This window comes from Kitasatospora sp. Ki12 (assembly GCF_054601375.1).
The window spans coordinates 175,737-198,257 of record NZ_BAAIHT010000002.1; the positions used below are offsets into that span (position 1 = coordinate 175,737).

Consider the following 22,521-nt stretch of genomic DNA (forward strand, 5'->3'; position numbering starts at 1 on the left):
TGCCCGCGTCGGTCACACCCACGTGTGAGCCGGGCCGGCCGACACCTCCGCCGACACCCCACCGACACCCCCACCGGCTTCCCGCCCCACACCTCGGCCGAAAACGTGATCGGAACACCTGCTCGCCCGTGGGAAACTGACCGGAGGACACGGCAGCCGCTGGGCTTCCCGTGTGCAACCGAAGTCGTAGGGAGAGCCCGTGAACCAGCCGGTCAGGACCGTCCGCACGATGGTCGGCCGCCGGTACGAGGGGGACGTGCTGTCGTCCTTCGTGACGTCACCGCAGGGGCAGGCGCTGGTACTCAAGGGCGAGACGGGTGTGGGCAAGAGCGCGCTCCTCGACCACACCGTCGGGCTCGCGGCCGAGCGGGGCCACCGGGTGATCCGGGCGACCGGTGTCGAGGCCGAGTCGGACCTGCCGTTCGCCGGCCTGCACCAGCTGCTGCACCCGCTGCTCCCCCAGCTCAGCCGGCTCGACAACGGCTACCGCGGGGTGTTCGACGTCGTGTTCGGCCGTAGTCAGGAGAAGCCGCCGTCGGTGATGGCCCTCGCCATCGCGGTGCTCGACCTGCTGTCCCTGGCCGCCTCGCAGCAGCCCCTGCTGCTGGTCCTCGACGACGGGCAGTGGTTCGACACCGCCAGCGCGGAGGTGGTCGGGTTCGCCGGGCGCCGGCTCAGCGGCGGCTCGGTGAAGCTGCTCGTCGCGCTGCGCTCCGACATCCCGTCCCGGCTGGACACCGCGGCCCTGCCCGAACTGTCCGTGGCCCCCCTGTCGGAGGAGGAGGCCGGTGTGCTGCTGGACCGGCGGCACCCCGGCCTCGACCCGCAGCTGCGCCGGGTCGTCCTGCACGAGGCGCAGGGCAACCCGCTGGCACTGCTGGAGCTGCCGCCGTACCTGAGGGGCCGGCCGGCGCACGGGGCCGAGGAGGCGCCGGACTACCCGGGCGTCCCGCTGCCACGCCGCCTCCAGTACGTCTACGGCACCCGGATCGAGGCCCTGGACGGGGCGGTGCGCACGGAACTGCTGCGCGGGGCGCTGGACGGCGTGACGGCCGGGCCCGCCGCGGGGCACGCCCGCGGCGCCCGCTACCGGATGGCCGACGCCGACGAGGCGGCCGTCCGCGGCCTGCTGGACATCGACCCGATCAGCGGCGACTTCGTCTTCCGCCACCCCCTGGTGCGCTCGACCGTCGTCCAGCTGGCGACCCCCAACGAGCGCCGCGCGGCGCACGCGACGCTCGCCCGCTTCCACCGCGACGACCTCGAACGGCGCGCCACCCACCTGGCGGCCGCGACGCTGGACCCCGACGAGCGGGTCGCCGCCGACCTGGAGGCGGCCGCCGAGTCCGCGACCCGGCGCGGCGGCGCGGTGGCCGCCGTGGCCTGGCTGACCCGGGCCGCAGAGCTCAGCGAGAACCACGCGGACCGCTCGCGGCGGCTGGGCGACGCGGCGTTCCTCGCCGGGCAGGCCGGGCTGCTCGACCGGGCGCAGCGGCTGGCGCACGCCGACCTCGTCCCGGGCGGCGGCGAATCACCCGCCGCGGTGCTCGCCGCCGCCTACCTGGCGCTGTACCAGGACGGGGAGGTGCGGTCCTCGCGCCGCCGGGTCATGGCCGCGCTGGAGGCCCTGCACGCGGACGGCCCGCGGGAGGGCGACGAGACGGCGCCCCGGCTGATCACCCTGCTGCTGGCGATCTGTCAGTACGGCAGCGACGGCGCCGCGTGGCAGGAGACCCGGGAGTTCCTGGAGCGGCTGGGCGACCTGGTGCCGGCCCGCTCGCTGATCTACCGCGACGCCTGGGGCGATGTGGTGCGGCACGGCGCCGGGGTGCGGGAGCGGTTGGAGGCCGCGTTCGCCGATCCCCGGGACCTGGAGCTCTGGGACGTCACCCGGCTCGGTGTCGCCGCCTACCACCTGGACGTCCTCGGCCCGTACCGGCCGTACCTGCAGCGGGTCGTCGACCGCGAGGTGGCGACGGGCGTGATGTCGGCCGGGATGACGATGCTGCACCTGATCATGCTCGACCAGCTGGCCCTCGGCGAGTGGGACGAGGCCGAGCGGACCGGGCTGCGCGGCCTGGAACTGGCCACGGGCCACGGCCACGACCTCTTCGCCCACCACAGCCGCGCCTACCTCGCGCTCGTGGCGGCCATGCGCGGCCGGCTGGAGCGGGCCCGCGAGCTGCAGGCCGCCGTGGACGCCTGGGCGCGGCCGCGCGGGGTGGGGTTCCTCACCCAGATCACGGACTCGGTGGGCACGATCGCCGCGCTCAGCGAGGGCGACTTCGAGACCGCCTACCTGTACGCGATCGGCATCACCACCCCGGGCTCGTTCACGCCGTACGCTCACCAGGCGTCCCGGACGCTGCTCGACCTGGTCGAGGCGGCCCTGCACACCGGGCGCACCGAGCAGGCCCGGCGGCACGCGCTGGCCGCGCGCGACGCCGGGCTGCCCGACATCTCGCCCCGGCTGGCGCTGGTGACGTACGGCGCGCTGGCGATGACGACCGAGGACGCCGAGGAGGCGGCCCGGCTCTTCGAGCGGGTGGAGGCGCTGCCGGACGCCGACCGCTTCCCGTTCGAGCTGGCCCGCATCCGGCTCGCCCACGGCTACCGGGCCCGGCTCGCCCGCGGCCCGGCGGCGGCCCGGCGGCCGCTGACCCAGTCGGCCGAGGCCTTCGAGCGGCTCGGCGCCACTGCCTGGACCGAGCGGGCCCGCGGCGAACTGCGCACCTCCGGGCTGCCCGCCCGGGCCTCCTCGGCCCACCTGGCCACCCTCACCTGGCAGGAGCACCGGATCGCCGACCTCGCCGCCGGGGGCCTGACCAACAAGGAGATCGGCGAGCGGATGCACCTGTCCCCCCGGACGGTCAGCTCCCACCTGTACCGGGTGTTCCCCAAGCTCGGCATCACCTCACGGGCCGCCCTGCGCGACGCGCTCGGCGGTGCCCCGGCCCCCGGCGCGGGGTGAGGCGCACACGTGTGCTCGACCTACGCCCCGGAGTCGACGGCCCGGATGTCCTGCCGTGCCAGCCACTCCAGGACGTGGTCCGCGACCGGGCGCCAGCCGCTGTCCACCACCAGGGAGTGGCTGCGGTCCGCGAACTGCTTGAGCTCGGTCACCGCCGTGGAGTCGCCGTACTGCTTGTAGACGGCGCGGGTCACCGCGTCGGGCACCAGCAGGTCCTCCTGGCCGGAGATCAGCAGCAGCGGCCCGCGGGCCCGTCGGCCGACGTCCACGGTGGTCAGCGCGGACGGGCCGCCGCCCACCTCGGTGATCAGCCGGCGCGGGGCCGGGACCGCGTAGCGCTGGTAGAGCTCGGCGGCGCCGCGCTCGTCCGAGGTGTTCGCGAAGAAGTGCCGGAACTGACCTGCGGAGAGCGGAAGTTGCGCACCCTCCCGGCCGGCCTTCTCCTCCGGCGGCGCCCCGGGCCCGGCGAGCGGGCTCGGCAGCGGCACGCCGTTGATCGGCGCGGAGGCGATGGCCACCGCCGCGCGCCCCAGGCCGTCCGCCAGCATCCGCTGCACGACCAGCCCGCCCACCGAGTGCCCGATGAGCACCGGCGGGTTGTCGAACTCCCCCACCACGCCGGTGAAGTGCTCGGTGAGCGCCGCCAGTCCGAGGTCCGGGAGCCGGTCCGGGCGGCGCCGCGCCTCGTCGGCCGTCGGGAGCTCGCCCGGCCAGCCCGGGGCCACCACGGTGAAGCCCCGGGCCGTGAAGCGCTGGGCCCACGCCTCCCAGCACAGTGCGTGGAACCACGCTCCATGGACGAACACGACGGGTGTTCCGGGCACTGCGGGGCCTCCAGGTGTGATGACCGCCCAGCACCGACGTGTGGGCACCCGGCCAGGATCGAACGGGAACGGCGGCACCGAAACAGTCGAATGACTTAATTGCGTCCGGGAACACCTCCGGAGCCGAAGCCGGCTGAGCCACCGTGCCGTCCCCGGGTCAGCCCACGGCGGCGAGGATCGGTGCCCAGACCGGCCCGGTGAGGACGGCCACCGCCTGCTGCTCGGAGAGCGGCGGAGCGGCACGCGTCGGCTTCACCGTGCCGGGGCCGGTGCCGAGGGCGGTGTTCCACTGCACCAGCTGGAGCTGCGCGCCGGTCGACTTCAGGGTCACCGTCACCGTCCAGCGGCGGGGGGTGTCGGCCTGGGCGGGCTGGTGGGAGGCGTTCTGCTCCGACATCACCAGGGCCCCGCCGGGGATCGCCGCGCTGCTCGGCAGCTCGCTCATCGTGCAGGTGTCGCCGCCGCGCGTGTGCTTCTGGTCGCAGCCCAGCCCGTCGCCGTCCCGGAGCGGCAGCCTGAGCCGTACGGCCGAGATGCCGACCGTGGCGGCGCCCTGTCCGTCGTCGACGACCAGTCCGCCGTTGGCGACCGCCCCGCTGGACGGGTCCGAGGGGTTGTTGTCCTGCCCGGTCTGCTGGCTGAACCGGGCCCCGGGGAACGTCGCCTCCAGCGTCTGGATCATCTGGGCGCCGGTGATCACGGAACGGGGCGCCGACTGCGCCGCCGGTTCGAGGTCGGATCCGCCGGAGCCGAACCCGGGGAGCGTGCCGGAGAGGACCAGGCCGGCTGCCGTGAGCACGGCGCAGGCGCCGACCCCGGCCCCGGCGACGAGGCCCGCGGTGCGCCGGCGCCGGCGGCTGCGCCCGCGGTCGACGGCTCCGGCCAGGAGCGCGGTGAGGTCGGGTTCGAGGGGGTCGGTGGTGCGGTCCAAGGCGCGTGCGAGGTCCGTTTCGAACGGCATGCCGGTGTCACCTTCTCTGTCTTCGCTGTCACGGACGGGGGTTTCGTGGTGGTCTCGACCTGCGGGCACGGTGCTCAGCGCGGTACCAGGTCGGACAGGCTGTCGCCGAGCAGCGCGCGCACCTTGGCGAGTGCCCGGGTGCCCTGGGAGCGGACCGCGCTGCTGCTCAGTCTGAGCATCCCGGCGGTCTCCTCGATGCTGCGGTCCTCCCAGTAGCGCAGCAGCAGCACCGCCCGGTCGCGGGGCGGGAGTTGCCCGAGCGCGTCGAGCAGGGTGAGCCGCAGCGCCGTGTCCGGGCCGCTCGCCGCGCCGTCGGGCAGGTCCCCGGTCGGGCGCTCCGTCGAGCTGCGGCGCCGCCGCAGGCTGAGGAAGGTGCGGACCAGCACCGTCTGGGCGTAGGCCTCCGGACTGTCCGCCCCGGACACGCGCTTCCAGTGCACGTACACCCGGCCGAGCGTCTCCTGGACCAGGTCCTCGGCGAGGTGCGTGTCCCCGGCCGCGAGGACGTACGCCGAGCGGTAGAGCGCCTTCGCCCTCGCGGCCACGAACTCCACGTACGCGGCCTCCTGTGCTGACTTCACTCGGTTCCCGCCCGTTCCCTCATGCTGTGATCTTCGTGCATACCCCTGATGACTACGTGAGACCGCGGAATGTCGCGCGGGCGGGCCGCCCGATTCTCCGCCGACGCCGGCCCGACGCCGGCCCGGCTGCGGCCCGGCGGATTGTCGAGATGGTGTGCAGGCCGCGTCCGGGGCCTTGTGGCACCCGCCGGGCCTGCTCATACTTCCCGTCAGCGCCTGTCAGGGGCAGATCACCGCGGTGGCTCCCCCATGGGCACCGTCGGGTGTCCGCGCACTCCCTGACCGCGCCTCACGGCCCCCACACCCAGGAGGAGATCAGTGAGGACCACGCGCACCACCCCCCACACCGGCACCGCGAGGACCACCCGACTGCTCGCCGCCGCCGTCGGACTGCTGTCCGCCACCGCCGTCGCCGCGCCGGGTGCGGTCGCCGCGCCCGCCGCCCCCACCGGAGCGGCCCGGCTCACGGCGGTGAGCGACGCCGTGCAGCGGGCCGACGTCAACGGCATCGCCTGGTACGTCGACCAGTCGGCCGGCCGGGTCGTCGTCACCGCCGACGACACCGTCTCCCCGGCCGCGATCGCCAGGCTCAGGCAGGCCGCGGGCCCCGACGCCGCCATGCGGATCGAGCGCTCCCCCGGCACCTTCCGCCCGCTGCTCGGCGCGGGCAGCGCCGTCTACGGCGGCCAGTACCGCTGCTCGCTCGGCTTCAACGTGGTGAGCGGCGGCACGTACTACTTCCTCACCGCGGGGCACTGCGGCAACGTCGCGAGCACCTGGTACACCAACTCCGGTCACACCACGCTGATCGGGGCGACCGTCGACTCCAGCTTCCCCGGCAACGACTACGCGCTCGTCCGCTACGACAACGGCTCGCTGAGCCACACCGGCGGCTACACCTCCGCCCCGAACGCGTACGTCGGGGAGTCGGTCAAGCGCACCGGATCGACCAGCGGCACGCACGGCGGTACGGTCACCGGCCTCAACGCCACCGTGCGCTACTCCGACGGCGGCACCGTCCGCGGCATGATCCAGACCAACGTCTGCGCCGAACCCGGCGACTCCGGCGGCCCGCTGTACGACGGCGCCAAGGCCCTCGGCATCACCTCCGGCGGCAGCGGCGACTGCACCAGCGGTGGCACGACCTTCTTCCAGCCGGTCAACGAGGCGCTCGCCAGGTACGGCGTCAGCGTCTACTGACCGCCCCCCCAGAGCGGGGTCGGCGTGCCCGGCGGCCGGCTCTACGGCCGGTCGCCGGGCACGCCGACGGTGAAGAGGCTGCGGAAGTACGCCGGGTCCACGCCCTCGTTCACCATCCGTCCCTCGGCCTCCACCCAGGCGTGCGCGCCGAACGGCGGCCGGGCACGGACCCCCACCACCCAGGTGGGCCAGGTGCCGCGGGCCCGGCAGACCAGCACCGTGGCCAGGGAGCGCGGCAGGCAGCCCTCGAAGGCCGCGCAGCGCAGGCTGACCGCGACGACGGCGTCCCGTGCCGCCTCCGCCTCGGCGTGGGTCGCCGGCCGGGCGCCCTTGCTCAGCCGGGCCAGCAGCACCCGGATCCTGGCCGGCGGCTTGCGGGCGAGCAGCCGGGCCAGGCCCACCGCCGACTTCGCGAGCAGCTTCTGACGGATCGTCAGCTTCGGGCCGGTCCTGACCGGCACCACCGTGTCACTCACCGGGCCACCACCTTGAGCGCGACCAGCTTGGCGACCAGCCGCTCGACGTCCTGGCCGGCCCGGTCCGGTGCGACGTCGAAGGTGGTCGTCAGCCGCTCGGCGGCCTGCTCGACGGTGCCGCCGTCGAGCAGGGCCCGGAAGGCCGTGGCGGCGGTCCCGTTGAGCTGGAGGTACCGGCCGTCCCGGCCGTCCAGCAGCACGATGCCGTACTCGGTGTCGGCGGTGGACACGTCCGGGTGAAGCGCGAAGGTCATGCCGGTGGTTCCCTCTCGTGGTGGTAGGGCGGAGGCGCAGGGGCAGGGGCAGGGGCAGGGGCAGGGAGCCGAGCGGGGTTCAGGCGAGCCGGTCCCTCGCCCAGAGCTCGGCGCTCAGCGCCACGGGCATCCGCCCCGTGTGCGTGGCGGTCGCGTACGGGCGGCGGCAGAGCGCGCGCAGTGGCGCCGGGTCGATCAGCCCCGACTCCGCCAGCGCGGAGGTCCGCCAGAGCTCGTCGAGTTCGAGCCGGTGCCGGGCGAAGCCCTCGGCGGCGATCATCGCGCCGTCCGCCTTGGTGCGCCGATCCAGCACCCGCCGGGGCAGTACGCCGGCCATGGCGCTCTTGATCAGCGGCTTGAACTCCCAGGGGGTGACGCGTTCTTCGGGCCGCACCGCGAGGCAGGCCGCGACCACCCGGTCGTCCAGGAACGGCGAGGAGCCGCTGTACCCCGGCTGGGCGACCACCTGGTGCAGCGACCGGACCAGCTGCCCGGCGTCCTGGACCGCCGCCAGGTCGGCGTGCCGGCCCCGGTTCGGGTCGAGCGGCCGGGCGCGCTCGGCGGCGGGCCGCAGTTCGGCCAGGATCAGCTCCCTGGCCTCCGCCGTCAGCCACTCGGGGAAGGCCAGCCCGCCGCCCCAGTCGAAGACCCGGTTGCGGCGCCGGTCCCGCCCCGAGGCGAGCGCGTTCAGCTCGGCCGTGAACCAGGAGCGGTACGAGCTGCCGTCCAGCAGGGTGCGCCGGGAGGCCCCGACGTCCAGTCGGCTCAGCAGCCGGATGGTGCGCAGCCGTCGCAGGGCCGTCAGCGGACGCCGGCGCAGCAGCGCGTGGTAGTGGGCGAAGTGGCCGGTCAGCACCTGGTCGCCGCCGAGACCGTCCAGGTGCAGGGTGGATCCGCGGTCGACGGCGAACCGCCGCATGGCGTGCAGCCGGGGCGCGCTCAGCAGGGCGAGGCTGGGCTCGTCGGTGACGGCGTCGAGTCCGGTCAGGCCCGCGAAGGAGCCAGGCACCTCGTGGGTCCCGAAGACGACGTGTTCGAGGTGGGGCAGTTCGGCGGCGGCCAGCTCGGCCCAGTGGAGGTCGTCGTCGGCCTGGTCGTCGTTGGCCATCGTGAACCCGACGACCGGGGTCTCCCGGGCGGCGAGGGCGATCAGCGAGGTCGAGTCCAGGCCTCCGGAGAAGTCGCCGGTCAGCCGGGTGGTGCGGGCGAGCCGGGCGTCGACGGCCGCGGCCAGCTCGGTGCGCAGCGCCACCGCGGCTTCGGCGAGGGGCAGTTCGGCCTCCGGCGACCGCCACCAGGCGTGCACGGTGGCGCCCCGGCCGTCCGCCGGGACCGACAGCCAGCTGCCGGGCGGCACGGTTTCGACGCCCTTCCAGAGCGGGCGTTCGGAGAGCGGGTACGGCAGGTTCTCCAGCAGGCGCAGCGCGAGGGCGCCCCGGTCCGGCTCGGCGCCGATCAGTTCGGCGAGGAGGTCGGCCCGGTCCGCGGCGACGGTCAGCCCGTCCGAGCTGCCGTGGCTGATCCGGCGCAGCCCCGAGGCCGTGCCCTGGACCCGCAGCCGTCCGCCCACCGAGGCGATCAGGTGGTAGCTGCCCGACCAGCGCAGCGCCGCCCCGTCCAGCTGGGACGGGTGGGTGATGCGCGCCGCCTCGGCGTCCAGCTCGGCCTGGGTGGCGGAGCAGACACCCACGACCGCGAGCGCCGTCTCCCCCGCCTCGGCCTTCAGGAACTGCCCCGCACCGGTCCGGCCGGCCAGGAACGGCCGGCCGGACGGGTGCGACATGAGCGGCGTGGCGTCCGGGGGAAGCCGGTCGGCGGCGGCGACTGCCCTCTGCTGGTCCGGAAGGACCACGAAGTACTGCTCACCGAAATCCACCGGACTGTCTCCCCCTTCTTCGCGGATCAGCGCGCCACGTCACCCGTGGCGCGGTTCTACCACCAGCTACGCGGAATGCTGGTCACCCAGGGCTCGCCGCCGACGAAGCCCATGTAGCCGGTGTCCTCGCTGAAAGAGCCCACCTCGAAGACCTCGGGGGTCTCGTAAGCCTGGAGCTCAGCGGTCTCCACGGAATTGTTGTCCATGACCTTTTCCTCCCTCATGGTGCGAAACATGTCCGCGCGGGAAGGAACGCTCACAGAACGTTCCACGTCCGCCTGGGGGGATCGATATGCGCATGACCGATGTCCGGTCAGCTGTCGTGAAATGCGTGCCGGACCATGAACACACCCCCGTGGCGGTCTCCCTGACGCAGAGACAGACACTACCCACGGGTTCTTCAGTCGGCAACCGGCAACCCTGCCGGATAACCGGCGAGGCGGGGGGCAAGAACGCTGGAGCGGGCGTTCGCTGAATTCATTGATTCACCAACAGCGCTTCCAGGAACAGAAATCGGGTGAAATTTCCGGACCCGCCGGAGCGGCATTCTCCCGGCCGGGCGGCCCGGGCGACCGGTCAGCGCCCGGTGTCCAGCAGCCGCACCAGGTGCAGCTTGGCGACCGCCAGCCCGCCGACCAGCACGGCCCGCGGCTCCCGGCCCCAGACCTCGAACCCGCAGGCGGTGTAGAGCCGCAGCGCCGCCTCGTTGCCCTCCGAGACGGTCAGCAGCACCTGCCGCAGCAGCCCGTCCTCGGCGGCCGTCCGCAGCACCTCGCCCACCAGGGCCCGGCCGATCCCGCGCCCGGCGGCCTCGGGGGCCACCGCCATGCCGTACAGCGTGCCCTTGTGCCGTTCCTGGCTCCGCCGCGCCACCTTCAGCCCGGCGGCGCCGACCAGCACGCCGGCGCCGTCGAAGGCGCCGAACAGGGCGCCCGGCCCGTCCTCGGCCTCCGCCAGGCGCTCCAGCGTGGCGGACAGCGGCTTGGCGCGCTCCTCGGCGTGGCTGGAGGTGAAGGCGCTCGGCGTCTCGCGCAGGGCCGCCAGCCGGAAGGCCCGGTACGGCACGGCGTCCGCGCGCCCCAGGCGGCGGACGGTGACGGGCTCGGGGCCGGGCGCGGCTACGGGCTCGGCTACAGGCGTGGCTACGGGCGTGGGCTCAGCCGAGGCGGACACGGGTGCACCTCGTCACGTACGGCAGGGCGATCGCGTCCCGGCCCGCCAGGTCCGGGTGGGTGACCAGCAGTCGCTCGACGTCGGCCAGCAGACGGGCCCGTTCGGGCTCCGGCAGCGCGATGACGTAGCTGCGCGAGGCGACCATGTCGACGATCCCGGCCCGCGTGGTGGCGTGCTCCCAGCGGATCTCCAGCCGCTCGGGCGCGCCGAAGGGCGCCGGCAGGACCGGCTCGGTGTCGATCCGCTGCCGGGTCGAGCGGTGCATCAGTGCGCCCAGCTCGGCGGCCCACGGCTCGGACTCGTCCCGGACGTTCCACACCAGGGCGAGCGTCCCGCCGGGGGCGAGCACCCGGGCGATCTCCGGCACCGCGACGGCCGGGTCGAACCAGTGCCAGGCCTGCGCCACCACGACGGCGTCCACACTCCCGTCCGGCAGCGGGACGCGCTCCGCCGAGCCCGCCCGTACCGCCGCCTTCGGCACCGCCGCGGCCAGCTGCGCCCGCATCCCCCCGTCGGGTTCGACGGCCACCACGTCCAGGCCCGCGTCGACCAGCAGCCGGGTCAACTTGCCCGTACCCGCGCCCAGATCGAGCACCCGGCGGGCCTCCCTCGGCACCGCCGAGCCGATCAGCGCCTGCGGGTAGCCCGGCCGCCCGGCCTGGTACGCGGCCGCCGCGACCCCGAAGGAGCGCGCCCGCAGCCGCCCGGCCCACCGCCGCGTCGCCCCCTGCCTGGTCATCCCGCAGGCCTGCCCGATCTCCTCCCAGGTCGCCTCCCGCCCGCGCCGCAACTCCTCCACCAGCTCCGTCCTCCGCTCCTCCAGGGCCCCGATCACCTCCGACAACCGCCGCAACCCCGCCACACCACCCCCACCGGCCACATCCTCCGCCACCCGCCGACCAAGATCGCCCGTCTCCATGGGCTGCACTGTAGGGACCCCCGCCTTGATCCGTCAATGATCGTTGCCTGGCAGAGCAACATCTGTTGCTCATGGCGGCATGATCCCCCACATGGGTGATCACGGATCGACTCCGAGCCTCGCCTAGCACGAACTCGTCTCGGCGCGCCGGGACTTGGCGGGGAAACCCTTCGCATGGGCGAATCCGGGCCGGGTTGGCGGTGCGGGGAGGGCGGGGCGAGAAGCCTGGTGCGGGGCGGCGTTCGCCCGGGAGCGGGACTGGTGTGCGAGATGTCGGTCATGTCCGGCAAGTTGCCACAAGTCGGTTGAGAGACAGTATTTTTGAGTTTCGGTCAGGATTGTCCTGAACTTGGCTATGCTGCAGCACCACGCCTCCGGAGCCGGTCGCCGTCCCGTCCCCGTCACTGTTCCGATCGTTTTTGAGGATGCTGAATGCTTCGAGCTGGATCGTCACCCGCCAGACGGCGCCCCGCGCCCCTGCTCGGCTGGTTGCTGCCGACGGCCGTGATGGCGGCGGCGGTGGCGTGCGCCGCGGCGGTGGTGTCGGCCGGGGCCCGGGCCGGGGTGCTGTGGTGCGGGGCGACGGGCACCGTGCTGGTGGCCGTGGTGGCCGCCGAGTCGGCCCGCCGGGGGCGGGCGTTGGCCGAATTGCGCGACCGCGGCGCCCGGCAGGTGGAGGACCTCCAGCGCCGGCTGGCCGGGCAGGAGGACGAGCTCGCGCGGCTGGCGGAGGTCGAGCTGCGCCGGGTGGTGTCCGGGGCCCGGTACGGCTATTCGATGGACGTCCTGCTGAACCCGATCGAGCAGGACGCCGTGGCGGTCTCGCCCCGGTTCCGCAAGTCCCTGGTGTCCGTCGCGCGCGGCATCGCGGTCGCCGTCGACGACGAGGTCAGCCGGCGCGACTCCGCCGAGCGCGCCTTCGTCAACATCGCCCGCCGGGTCCAGGCGATCATCCACCGGCAGGCCAAGGACCTGCGGGAGATGGAGGACCGGCACGGCAACGACCCGGCGGTCTTCGACGACCTGCTGCGGCTGGACCACGGCAACGCCCTGACCGGCCGCCTCGCCGACAGTATCGCCGTCCTGTCCGGGGCCCGCCCCGGCCGCCAGTGGACCCGGCCGATCGCCCTCTACAGCGTGCTGCGCGGCGGCATGTCCCGGATCCTGGAGTACCAGCGGGTGGACCTGCACCCGGTGGCCCAGATCTCGGTCACCGGCCCGGCGGTCGAACCACTGATCCACGCCGTCGCCGAGCTGCTCGACAACGCCACCCGCTACTCCCCGCCGCACACCCATGTGCACCTGAGCGCCTCCGAGGTGCAGAGCGGGATGGCGATCGAGATCGAGGACGGCGGCCTCGGCCTGACCGACGAGGCCACGGCCCGCGCCGAGCGCGCGATGCGCGAGGCCATGGTCTCCAAGGACTTCGACGACCTCACCGAGTCCCCCCGGCTGGGCTTCGCCATCGTGGGCCGGCTCTGCCAGGCGTACGGCTTCCAGGTGTCGCTGCGCCGCTCCGCGTACGGCGGTGTGCGCGCGGTGCTGGTCGTGCCGCAGGAACTGCTCACCACCGCTCCCCCGACCGGCCGGGCGCACGGCATCGGCGCCTTCTCCGGCCCGCGTCCGCTCCCGCCGAGCCCGCCGCGGCACGCGGCGCCGGCCCGGCCGTGGGGCGCCCGGACCACCTCGGCCGGTGTCGGCCCGTCCTACGGCTCGACCAGCCCGTGGGGCTCGCCGCCCGCCTCGGCGGCACCGGCCGGGGACGACGAGGTGATCGTGACCGAGCGGACCGCCAACGGGCTGCCGCAGCGGCGGCGCCGCCCGCCGATGACCCGCGCCTTCGCCCCGCCCTCGCGCACCGCGGCCACCGGGCCGCAGTCCGCGCAGTCCTCCGGGATGCAGTCGTCCGGCATGCAGTCCACCGGCATGCGCTCCGCCGGCGCGCAGCCCGCCGGTCCGACGGCGGGGCCCGTGCCGGGCCCGGCGGCGCAGGCGCCCCGCCCCGCCAAGGAACCGAAGCAGCCGGGCCTGTGGCTGGAGGCGTTCATGGACGGCATCAAGGGCACCGGGCCCGGGCCGTCCGCCGGTCCGGCCGACCGGGCCGGTGCGCCCGGGACCGGGCACCCGAGTTCCGGACACCCCAGTGAAGACACGGCAGGGAAAGGCGAGCAGTGATTCCGCACCGCAGCAACATGGACTGGATCCTCAACGACCTCGCGCACAGCGTCCCGTGCGTGCGCCACGTCATCGTGCTGTCCGGGGACGGGCTGCGGATCGCCCAGTACGGCACCGACCCCGACACCGCCGACCGGCTCGCGGCCGCCTGCGCCGGGCTGCAGAGCCTGGCGGGCGCGATCGGGCACGAGTTCCCGCACGGCGACGGCTCGATGCGGCTGGTCGTGATCGAGGTGGACGGCGGCTACTTCTACCTGATGGCGGCCGGCGACCGCGCCTACCTGGCGGTGCTCGCCGACGAGGGCGTGGACGCCGGGCTGGTGAGCCACCAGATGCGTGACCTGGTGGCCCGGATCGGCGAGCACCTGTCCACCCCGCCGCGCAATCCCGAGGTGGTCGTGTGACGCGGCCCCCGGCCCCACCTCCGCGCCGAGCGGCGGGACGGGCACATGAACGAGCACAGTGAGGCGGATGCATGACGGCAGACCAGGGCGGCTGGGACGGCCCCGAGCCCGACCGCCTGTACGTGATCACCCGCGGCCGCAGCGGTCCGTCCGGGCCGGGCGTCTTCGACCTGGTCACCCTGATCGTCTCCCGCGCGGAGCCGACGCCCGCCCTGCAGCCCGAGCACGCGGCCATCCTGCGGCTGTGCCGCTCCCCGCTCTCGGTGGCGGAGGTCTCCGCCTACCTGGAGCTGCCCACGAGCGTGGTCACCGTCCTGCTGGCGGACCTGCTCGACGACGAACTGATCGAGGCCCGGGCCGCCGTTCCGGCGGCGGAACTTCCCGACCGGGCCCTCCTGGAGGCGGTGATCCATGGACTACAGCGGCTCTGACACGGTGGTGGGCCCGGCCGGCACGGACCTGCTGCCGGACACCGTCACCACCGCGGTCAAGGTGGTGATCGTGGGCGGCTTCGGCGTCGGCAAGACGACGCTGGTCGGCTCGGTCAGCGAGATCCGCCCGCTGACCACCGAGGAGACCATGACCCAGGCCGGGGTCGGCGTGGACGACCCGACCGGGGTCGAGCAGAAGACCTCCACCACCGTGGCCATGGACTTCGGCCGGATCAGCATCAGCGAGCGGCTCGTGCTGTACGTCTTCGGCACCCCCGGGCAGGAGCGGTTCTGGTTCCTCTGGAACGGCCTGTTCGAGGGCGCCCTGGGCGCGGTGGTCCTGGTGGACACCCGCCGGCTGGAGGTCAGCTTCGAGGTGATCGGGCGGCTGGAGGAACGCGGCGTGCCGTTCGTGGTGGCCGTCAACGGCTTCCCCGAGGCACCGGCCGTCCCGCTCGACGAGCTGCGCGGCGCGCTCGACCTGCCCGACCGGGTGCCGATCGTCGCCTGTGACGCGCGCAGCCGCGAGTCCAGCCGGGACACCCTGATGACGCTGATGCACTACCTGTACGAGCTCGCCGCGCCGCCCGCCCGCTGACGCGCGCCCGGCCCGGGCCACCTGCCCCGGGCCGCCTTCCCCGAGCCACCCCGACGCGGGTCACCCGGCCCGAGTCACCCGACCCGCATCACCCAGACGCGAGCCACCCCGACCGAACGCCTCGACCGACCCCTTCGACCGGAGACCCTGTGAGCACCCCGTTCCCCGAGGACGCCGTCCCCACCCCGCCGCCCGGCTGCCCGGCGCACGCCAACGGCCCCGTCGGCCCGATCGGCCCCGGTGGCCTGCGGCGCCTGTACGGTCCGGAGGCCGAGGCCGACCCGGCGGGCCTCTACGAGAAGCTGCGCGCCGACTACGGCGAGGTGGCCCCGGTGCTGCTGCACGGCGACCACCGGGCCTGGCTGATCCTCGGCCACGGCGCCAACATCACCGCGATGCGCACCCCGACCCTGTTCTCCCGCGACTCGCGGCTGTGGACGGCGTTCCGCACCGGCGAACTCCCGATGGACTCCCCGCTGATGCCGGTGATCGCCTGGCAGCCGATCTGCGTGTTCGCGGACGGCGACGAGCACCGCCGGCTGCGCGGCGCCGTGCTGGACGGCCTGAACCGCTTCGACCGGCGCGGCATCCGCCGCCACGTCCGGCGCTTCACCACCGACCTGGTCCAGGTGGTGGGGCCGACCGGCCGGGCCGAGCTGATCACCCAGTTCGCCGAGCACCTGCCGATGCTGGTGATGACCAAGCTGCTCGGCATGCCCGACGAGTACGGCCCGCAACTGGTGAACGCCGCCCGGGACCTGATGAAGGGCACCGAGACGGCCATCGCCAGCAACGAGTACGTGGTGGCCGGCCTGCGCCGGACCATCGCCATCAAGCGCGACGCGCCCGGCGACGACCTCACCAGCCATCTGCTGGCGCACCCGGCCCGGCTGACCGACGACGAGGTGATGGAGCACCTGCGGGTGGTGCTGCTCGCCGCCAACGAGACCACCGTCAACCTGATCGCCGACTCGCTGAAGATGGTGCTCACCGACCCGCGCTTCCGGGCCCATCTGTCCGGCGGCCAGATGACCCTGGGCGAGGCGCTGGACCAGGTGCTCTGGGACTCCCCGCCGATGTCCCTGGTGGCCGGCCGCTGGGCGACCGCCGACACCGAGCTGGGCGGGCAGCAGATCAAGGCGGGGGACCTGCTGCTGCTCGGGCTCGCGGCCGGGAACGTCGACCCGGTGGTCCGTCCCGACCTGGCCACCCCGCTGTACGGCAACCGCTCCCACCTGTCCTTCGGCGCGGGGCCGCACGAGTGCCCGGGCCAGGACATCGGGCGGCACGTCGCCGAGGCCGGCATCGACATCCTGCTCACCCTGCTGCCGGACGTCCGGCTGGCCGTGCCGGAGGAGGAGCTGAGCTGGAGCTCGGCCTGGATCTCCCGGCACCTGACGGCGCTGCCGGTGGAGTTCACCCCGCGCGACATCGAGCCGGACCCGGAGTCGGTCGCCGAGGCCGAGCGGGCGGCCGCGGTGGCGGCGGAGGCCCAGCGGCGGGCGGACACCGAGCGGGCCGCCCGGATCGAGGCCGCGGCCGCGGGCGCCGGCGGGACGGCCGGGCCCGTCCGCCAGGCCGTCCCGGCGCAGCGGCGCAGCTGGTGGGACGTGCTGACCGGTCTCTTCCGGCGCTGAGCTCGGACGGTCGGGGGCGGACGAGTCAGGAGCCCTACGAGTCAGGCGGCCCGGTGCCGGACTCTCGAGGGCTCCTGGCACCGGCCCGCCCCGGGCTCAGCCGTCGTTACCGTCCCGCCCGCCCCGCCCGTCGGTCCGCCGCCGGTACAGGGTGAAGGTGTCCACCGGGCTGAGTTCGGCGTGCGGCCCGTCGAAGGTGTAGTAGGTGACCTTCATGGTGGTGGTGCCGCCGCGGCGGTCGCCGGGGTCGACCTCGAAGGCCGCGAAGCCGTGGCCGTGTCGCCGGTCCTGGACGGCGGCCCAGGGCGCGTCCTCGGTGAGCCAGACCGACTCCCGATAGGGCATGCCCGGCTTCGGGTCCTGCAGCCCGATGACCACCCGGCCCTGGGGCTGCGGGAAGAGGTCGTCCTGGGTGGTGGCGGCGTTGCCGCCGGCACCGATGATCATGTGGACGGTGCCGCGCCCGGTGTCGATCAGGTCGGTGCGGGTCTCGGTCGGCACCGGGGTGCGGGTGTCGTTGGGCAGGGTGCCGCGGACGGGGTGGGAGCGCTCGTAGTAGTGCTCGTGCCCGCACACCACCAGGTCGACCCCGTAGGCGTCGAACAGCTTGCCCCAGGTCTCGCGGATGCCGAGGTCGCTGCCGGCGCCGTGCATGGAGCTGGAGATCATCGGGTGGTGCATGCACACCACGATCCAGTCGATCGACCGGTTGCTCCGGGCCGTCCGCAACTCGCGTTCCAGCCAGCGCTGTTGGGCGCCGCCGGAGTAGCCGCGCAGGTAGATGTCGCCGGAGTTCTGGATGGCCACGTCGTCGTTGGCGAGGCTGATGAACCGGACCGAGCCGACGGTGAACGCGTACCACATGCCCGCGGTCTCCTCGTCGGCCGAGGCCGCGGAGTCGGGGAGGGAGTAGTAGGCCTGGTAGCCGGACGCGCCGATCGGGCCGTTGCCGCCCTCGTTCTCGTGGTTGCCGACGCAGGGCATCCAGGGACGCAGCCGGGTGGAGCGGCTGTTGCTGATGAACCAGTCGGCCCAGGTCGCGGTGCGGCTCTGGCCGTGCCGGCCGGCGTAGGAGGAGTAGCAGAGGTCGCCGTTGATGAGGTTGAACAGCGGCCCGACGCGTTCCACCGCGGTGACGATGTCGGCGGAGGCGGCGGTGCCGACCTGGCTGCTCATGAACACCGGCCACTTGCCGAGCGGCGAGGGCATGCCGTCGGGGAAGGTGACCAGGCGGCGGAGGTTGGGCGCGGCCTGGTCGCCGAAGCTGGTGAAGGTGAACGGGGCGCGGCCGCGCGGGGCGGTGGTGAAGGTGCCCGTCTCGGGGTTGGCGCCGTCGTGGCCGGCGCTGTAGAGGTAGGTGGTGCCCGGCCGTAACCCGCTGAGCCGGGCGTGGTGGACGTACACCTCCACCTTGTCGAGCGAGTCCCGGTAGGTCCGGGTCTCGGCCTCGACGGCCCGGCCGAGGCCGCCGTCCGTCGAGCCGTAGCGCACCAGCGGGCGGCGGACGGACTGCGGGGTGAGCCAGGAGACGGTCATCTCCGTGCTCGGGTCGGTGCCGAACTGCAGGTGCAGGCCGGCCACGCCGGCGGCTCCGCTGCGGTGCGGGGTGCTCTGCAGGAGTGGGCTGGTGGGGGCGTCGTCGGCCGGTTGGGCGGCCGCGGGTTGCGCGGCCGCCGTCGGGCCTGCCGCCACCAGGGCGGCGCCGGCCGCGGTCGTGCCTTTGAGGATGGACCTGCGTGCGATGGTCATGGGGGACTCCGCTTGCCGAGTGGGGGGTTCGACAAGCAGTCACTTTAATGACACGTACACGTAAAGACGATCGTTTCGACAAAGCTCCGGTTCGACGGCCGTCGAGTTGACGGGATATCAGCGGTCTCGGACGACACTGGCGGTCGCGGACGGCACCGGCGGTCGCGGTCGGTCCGCACACCGCACGGACGGCTAGACCTTGCGCCCCACGCCCCCGTACACCGGGACCAGCTCGTCGGGCAGCCCGGGGGACGGCGCCGCGCCCAGCTCCGGGTGCCAGCGGTTGATCAGGACCACGCCCGGGGCGTCCAGTTCCAGCCCGGCGAAGAAGCGCTCGACGCCCTCGTGGGAGCGCATGTGGACCTCTATCCCGGCTTCCGCGTAGCGGCGGCTGCCGGCCTCGGCCCGGTCGGGCGCGGTGTCGGCGGTGCCGGCGCTCAGCGCGAGGAAACTGCCCACGGGCAGGGCGTCCAGGAGCTTGCGCACGGGCGGGTGCGCGGCCTCGTCGGACAGGAAGTGCACGATGTTGATCAGCGTCAGCGCGACCGGCTCGTTCAGGTCCAGCGTGGCGGCCACCGCCGGGTCGGCGAGGAACAGCTCCGGCTCGCGCAGGTCGCCCTGGACGTAGGCGGTGCGGCCCTCGGGGGTGCTGCTGAGCAGCGCGCGCGAGTGGGCGAGCACGATCGGGTCGTTGTCCACGTAGACCACGCGGCACGCCGGGTCGATCGACTGGACGATCTCGTGCAGGTTGGGCGTGGTGGGGATGCCGGTGCCGACGTCGAGGAACTGGCGGACGCCGTGCACCTCGGCGAGCCGGCGGACCATCCGGTGCATCACCGCGCGTGCGGCGGTGGCCGCCTCACCGGCGCCGGGGAGGTCGGCGAGGACCCGGTCGCCGACCTCGCGGTCGGCCGGGAAGTTCGTCTTGCCGCCCAGCAGGTAGTCGTAGACCCGGGCGGAGTGCGCCCGGTCGGTCCGCAGGTCGACCTGCGGTGGTTCCTCGAAACCGGCCTCGACCAGCCAGCTCTCGGTCGCGCCGATGTCGAACGCGCCGCCCTCCCATGCCCGGTCCGCTGGGCTGTTGCCCGTCGTGTCGGTGTCCACGCTCGCCCTCCCCGTTCGGCGTTTGTCCGGACCACTCAACCACAGCCGATGATCGTTCGTCAGGTGGATCCCGGTGAACGGCCGGTCACGGCACCGGAGTCCCGGATCGCGGCCGTGAACGAGGGCACCTTCGTCGCCGTCAAGAGCGCGAGGGCCGGGCCGGTCGTGCAGACGGTGACGTACCAGGGGATCACCCCGAGCAGGTGCCGGTCGCCCAGCCACTCGGCGAGCAGCGGGAAGGTGCCGCCGAACGCGGCGATGGTGGCCGCGTTGACCACGCCGAGGCCGACCGCCCGCACCTCGGTCGGGAACAGCAGCCCGGTGAAGACGTTGAGCGTGCCGAGCACCGTGGCCACCAGCATGCCCAGCAGCACGGCGGTGACCTGGAACGGCAGCCAGCCCTGGCGTAGTCCGGCGAGCCCCAGCCCGACCAGCGGGATCGGCAGGCCGAACCCGATCCGGGCGACCGGCAGCAGGCCGAAGCGGTCGGCGGCGGCGCCGGTGAGCAGCATGGTGGCCAGCACCACGCCGAGCACCACGGTCATGAACGAGGCCGCCTCCTCCTTGCCGATCACGTGGTAGGCGGCGGCGTACTGCGGCAGGTAGACCAGGGCGAAGTAGTAACCGACCGTCCCGCCCAGGGTGTTGAGGAAGACGGTGAGCGCCGCCCAGCGGTGCTCGCGGAGCGTGCGCAGGAACGGCGGACGGCCGCCCCCGCCCGCGGCGGCCCGGGCCCGGCGGAACTCCGCGCTCTCCGGCGCCCACCGCCGCACCCAGACGGCGGCCAGTCCGAGCAGCGCGGCGACCACGAACCCCCAGCGCCAACCGCCGTTCTCCAGACCGGACTTGCCGATGGTGTGGATCAGAAGCGTGAGCACGCCGAAGGAGAGCAGCGAGCCGAGGATGATCCCGCCGTACGACACCGAGCTGAACGCGAAGCGGTGCCGCGGCGGGGCCGTCTCGGTCACGTACGCGGCCACGCTGGGCGCCTCGCCGCCGAAGGCGAGCCCCTGCACCACCCGGGCGAGCACCGCCAGCACCGCCGCCCAGAACCCGATCGTGCGCTGGCCCGGAATCGCGGCGATGCCCAGGCTCGCCACGGCGATCACGGCCATGCCGAGGCTCAGCGCGAAGCGCCGTCCCCGGGTGTCGCTGAGCCGCCCGATCAGGTAGGAGCCGACCGGCCTGGCCACGAACCCCACCGCGAAGGTCACGTACGCCCCGAGCACCCCGCTGAACCCGTGCTTGCCGTGCCCGAAGAGGTCCGCCGCGAAGTACGGCGCGAGGACGGCGTAGATGTTCCAGTCGAAGGACTCGACCACCGAGCCCACCGTCGCCGCCGCCAATTCCCGCCGTCGGCCGCCGACTTCCGGTTCGTCACGGAGCGGGGCGACCACCTTGCTTTCTGTCATGGCCCCAGCATGGCACCGTTCGGGGGCGGGTGGAATCGGGCATTCACGCGTGCTCACGGATGGTTGCGGGCGGCTGCGAGTGGCCACGAACAAACCGATGTGACTGATGTGACCAGCTGGTGATATTTGTGTGCGGTGCATTCGATGATCACCCGGACCTCACGGCGCGCCCTGCCCGCCGCCGTCGCAGCCCTCGCCACCACCGCCCTGCTGGCCGGCTGCACCAGCGGCAGCGGCGGCAAGGCCGCGCCCACCACCACCGCCGCCACCAGCGCCACGAGCGCCGCCGCGACGAGCGCCACCCCCAGCCCCACGCCGACGGCCAAGCCCACCGGCGCCGCCGACCCGGCACTCAAGACCTTCTACGGCCAGCAACTCGCCTGGGCGCCCTGCCCGAAGGACCCGCAGAACGAGGCGGACACCTCGGCCCTGCAGTGCGCCTCCCTCAAGGTCCCGCTCGACTACACCGCCCCGGCCACCGGCACCCTGGACGTCGCCGTGGTGCGCAACCCCGCCACCAAGGCCGACCAGCGGATAGGCTCCCTGCTGCTCAACCCGGGCGGCCCGGGCGGCTCCGGCGTCCAGATGGTCACCTACAGCCCGAAGGACTTCGACGGCCCGGTGCACGACCGGTACGACATCGTCGGCTTCGACCCGCGCGGCGTGGCCGGCACCAGCCCGCTCAAGTGCCTCGACGACCAGGCCCGGGACGGCTGGCTCAACACCGACGCGCCCGGCGACGACCACGGCAAGCAGCTGGCCGACGCCTGCCAGGCCAAGTACGCCCAGGTCCTCCCCTTCGTCGGCACCCGCAACACCGCCCGGGACATGGACGTGCTGCGCGCCGCCCTCGGCGACCAGAAGCTCAGCTACCTCGGGATGTCCTACGGCACCTACCTCGGCTCGCTCTACGCCGAGGAGTTCCCGGACCGGGTCGGCCGGCTCGTCCTGGACGGCGCCACCTCGCCGTCCTTCTCCCTGGTCCAGCACAACATCGAGCAGTCGGCCGGTTTCGAACGCGCCCTGAAGGCCTTCGCCGCCGACTGCGTCACCAAGAACCCGTGCCCGCTCGGCACCGACGCCGCCCGGGCCCCGCAGAAGCTCGCCGACTTCCTCGACGGGCTCAAGGACAAGCCGCTGAAGACCTCCAAGGGCCGCACCCTCACCTCCAGCGCGGCCTGGACCGGCGTCCTCAGCCGGCTCTACGGCGGCGAGAAGGCCTGGAGCGGACTGCGCAACGCCATCGGCTGGGCCATGGTCCGCGACAAGGGCGACGACCTGCTCACCCTGGCCGACGGCTACAACGGCCGTGACAAGGACGGCCGCTACTCGGCGTCCGCGGACGCCTACACCGCCATCCACTGCGCCGACGGCGCCACCGACGCGCCGGTCGGCGAACAGCTGCAGGCCGCGCTCACCGACCTCGCCGCCAAGGCCCCGCTGGTCAGCAAGCACGACCCGCTCTCGTCGCTCTTCGACCCGGACTGCCGGATCTGGCCGTTCCGCGCCACCGAGAAGCCGCACACCATCAAGTCCGCCGCCGCCGCGCCGATCGTGGTGGTCGGCACCACCGGCGACCCGGCCACCCCGTACGCGTGGGCCGAGAAGCTCGCCGCCGAGCTCGGCAACGCCGTCCTGCTCACCCGCGACGGCGAGGGCCACACCGCGTACGGCGCGAGCAAGTGCATCCGCGCCTCGGTCGACGCCTTCCTGCTGGACGGCACCGTGCCGACGGCGGGCACCCACTGCCCGACGGACTGATCCCCGGTCCAGGAC

General features: G+C 73.9%; 20 protein-coding genes. 8 read left to right on the forward strand and 12 right to left on the reverse strand.

The genetic code is table 11. The annotated features are described in order from the left end of the window. Positions 1-229 precede the first annotated feature (229 nt). Positions 230-2,971: a helix-turn-helix transcriptional regulator gene (locus tag ACYP53_RS18510; RefSeq protein WP_459649785.1), complete on the forward strand. Its 2,742-nt coding sequence runs from the start codon at positions 230-232 to the stop codon at positions 2,969-2,971. A gap of 20 nt (positions 2,972-2,991) precedes the next feature. Here ACYP53_RS18510 and ACYP53_RS18515 read toward each other — a convergent pair whose 3' ends face one another. The 3 genes from ACYP53_RS18515 to ACYP53_RS18525 all read right to left on the reverse strand — a co-directional run bounded on the left by ACYP53_RS18515 (position 2,992) and on the right by ACYP53_RS18525 (position 5,337). Further along, entirely contained in the window at positions 2,992-3,795 is an 804-nt protein-coding gene (locus ACYP53_RS18515; protein WP_459648131.1) for an alpha/beta hydrolase, read from the reverse strand. A 157-nt stretch (positions 3,796-3,952) separates the two neighbouring features. Further along, entirely contained in the window at positions 3,953-4,756 is an 804-nt protein-coding gene (locus ACYP53_RS18520) for a hypothetical protein (RefSeq protein ID WP_459648132.1), read from the reverse strand. Positions 4,757-4,830: 74 nt separating this feature from the next. Further along, positions 4,831-5,337, reverse strand: coding sequence for a SigE family RNA polymerase sigma factor (locus ACYP53_RS18525; RefSeq protein WP_189922479.1), 507 nt, complete (start codon positions 5,335-5,337; stop codon positions 4,831-4,833). A 318-nt stretch (positions 5,338-5,655) separates the two neighbouring features. Between ACYP53_RS18525 and ACYP53_RS18530 the strand changes: the two genes are divergently transcribed. Next, complete coding sequence (locus ACYP53_RS18530; protein ID WP_459648133.1) at positions 5,656-6,537, forward strand: S1 family peptidase; 882 nt, start codon at positions 5,656-5,658, stop codon at positions 6,535-6,537. Between the two features lie 41 nt (positions 6,538-6,578). On the opposite strand, the gene ACYP53_RS18535 is transcribed toward ACYP53_RS18530, so the two are convergent. The 6 genes from ACYP53_RS18535 to ACYP53_RS18560 all read right to left on the reverse strand — a co-directional run bounded on the left by ACYP53_RS18535 (position 6,579) and on the right by ACYP53_RS18560 (position 11,235). Then, entirely contained in the window at positions 6,579-7,013 is a 435-nt protein-coding gene (locus ACYP53_RS18535; protein ID WP_459648134.1) for a lasso peptide biosynthesis B2 protein, read from the reverse strand. Next, the gene (locus ACYP53_RS18540; protein ID WP_459648135.1) at positions 7,010-7,267 is read right to left on the reverse strand and encodes a lasso peptide biosynthesis PqqD family chaperone; all 258 of its coding nucleotides are present in this window, start codon (positions 7,265-7,267) and stop codon (positions 7,010-7,012) included. Before ACYP53_RS18540 ends, ACYP53_RS18535 begins: the two co-directional genes overlap by 4 nt. A gap of 79 nt (positions 7,268-7,346) precedes the next feature. Next, a complete protein-coding gene (locus tag ACYP53_RS18545; RefSeq protein WP_459648136.1) occupies positions 7,347-9,143 on the reverse strand; it encodes an asparagine synthase-related protein in 1,797 nt (598 codons plus the stop codon). A 56-nt stretch (positions 9,144-9,199) separates the two neighbouring features. Beyond that, entirely contained in the window at positions 9,200-9,349 is a 150-nt protein-coding gene (locus ACYP53_RS18550; protein WP_189925660.1) for a keywimysin-related RiPP, read from the reverse strand. Positions 9,350-9,719: 370 nt separating this feature from the next. Next, positions 9,720-10,316 carry an N-acetyltransferase family protein gene (locus ACYP53_RS18555; protein ID WP_459648137.1) on the reverse strand — a complete coding sequence of 199 codons (597 nt, stop codon included), beginning with the start codon at positions 10,314-10,316 and terminating at the stop codon, positions 9,720-9,722. Beyond that, on the reverse strand, positions 10,300-11,235 hold the full coding sequence (locus tag ACYP53_RS18560; RefSeq protein ID WP_459648138.1) for a class I SAM-dependent methyltransferase: 936 nt from the start codon (positions 11,233-11,235) through the stop codon (positions 10,300-10,302). The genes ACYP53_RS18555 and ACYP53_RS18560 overlap by 17 nt, the downstream gene beginning before the upstream one ends. 432 nt (positions 11,236-11,667) lie before the next feature. Here ACYP53_RS18560 and ACYP53_RS18565 point away from each other — a divergent pair, with 432 nt between their 5' ends. The 5 genes from ACYP53_RS18565 (at position 11,668) to ACYP53_RS18585 (ending at position 16,480) form a co-directional block, all read left to right on the forward strand. Beyond that, positions 11,668-13,410 (forward strand): ATP-binding protein, encoded by a 1,743-nt coding sequence (locus ACYP53_RS18565; protein WP_189925647.1) that lies wholly within the window; start codon positions 11,668-11,670, stop codon positions 13,408-13,410. A gap of 17 nt (positions 13,411-13,427) precedes the next feature. After that, a complete protein-coding gene (locus ACYP53_RS18570) occupies positions 13,428-13,814 on the forward strand; it encodes a roadblock/LC7 domain-containing protein (protein WP_189925672.1) in 387 nt (128 codons plus the stop codon). A 71-nt stretch (positions 13,815-13,885) separates the two neighbouring features. Then, entirely contained in the window at positions 13,886-14,245 is a 360-nt protein-coding gene (locus tag ACYP53_RS18575; protein WP_189925645.1) for a DUF742 domain-containing protein, read from the forward strand. Next, complete coding sequence (locus ACYP53_RS18580) at positions 14,226-14,843, forward strand: GTP-binding protein (protein ID WP_189925643.1); 618 nt, start codon at positions 14,226-14,228, stop codon at positions 14,841-14,843. Before ACYP53_RS18575 ends, ACYP53_RS18580 begins: the two co-directional genes overlap by 20 nt. Positions 14,844-14,992: 149 nt before the next feature. Next, positions 14,993-16,480 (forward strand): cytochrome P450 family protein, encoded by a 1,488-nt coding sequence (locus ACYP53_RS18585; RefSeq protein WP_459648139.1) that lies wholly within the window; start codon positions 14,993-14,995, stop codon positions 16,478-16,480. 96 nt (positions 16,481-16,576) lie between these two features. Here the strand turns inward: ACYP53_RS18585 and ACYP53_RS18590 are convergent, their stop codons facing one another. The 3 genes from ACYP53_RS18590 to ACYP53_RS18600 form a co-directional block, all read right to left on the reverse strand. Continuing rightward, the gene (locus ACYP53_RS18590; RefSeq protein WP_459648140.1) at positions 16,577-18,229 is read right to left on the reverse strand and encodes a purple acid phosphatase family protein; all 1,653 of its coding nucleotides are present in this window, start codon (positions 18,227-18,229) and stop codon (positions 16,577-16,579) included. A gap of 192 nt (positions 18,230-18,421) precedes the next feature. Beyond that, the gene (locus ACYP53_RS18595; protein ID WP_229929230.1) at positions 18,422-19,249 is read right to left on the reverse strand and encodes an SAM-dependent methyltransferase; all 828 of its coding nucleotides are present in this window, start codon (positions 19,247-19,249) and stop codon (positions 18,422-18,424) included. 143 nt (positions 19,250-19,392) lie between these two features. Then, positions 19,393-20,745, reverse strand: coding sequence for an MFS transporter (locus tag ACYP53_RS18600; protein WP_459648141.1), 1,353 nt, complete (start codon positions 20,743-20,745; stop codon positions 19,393-19,395). A gap of 144 nt (positions 20,746-20,889) precedes the next feature. Between ACYP53_RS18600 and ACYP53_RS18605 the strand changes: the two genes are divergently transcribed. Then, on the forward strand, positions 20,890-22,506 hold the full coding sequence (locus ACYP53_RS18605) for an alpha/beta hydrolase (protein ID WP_189925633.1): 1,617 nt from the start codon (positions 20,890-20,892) through the stop codon (positions 22,504-22,506). The last annotated feature ends 15 nt before the right edge of the window (positions 22,507-22,521 follow it).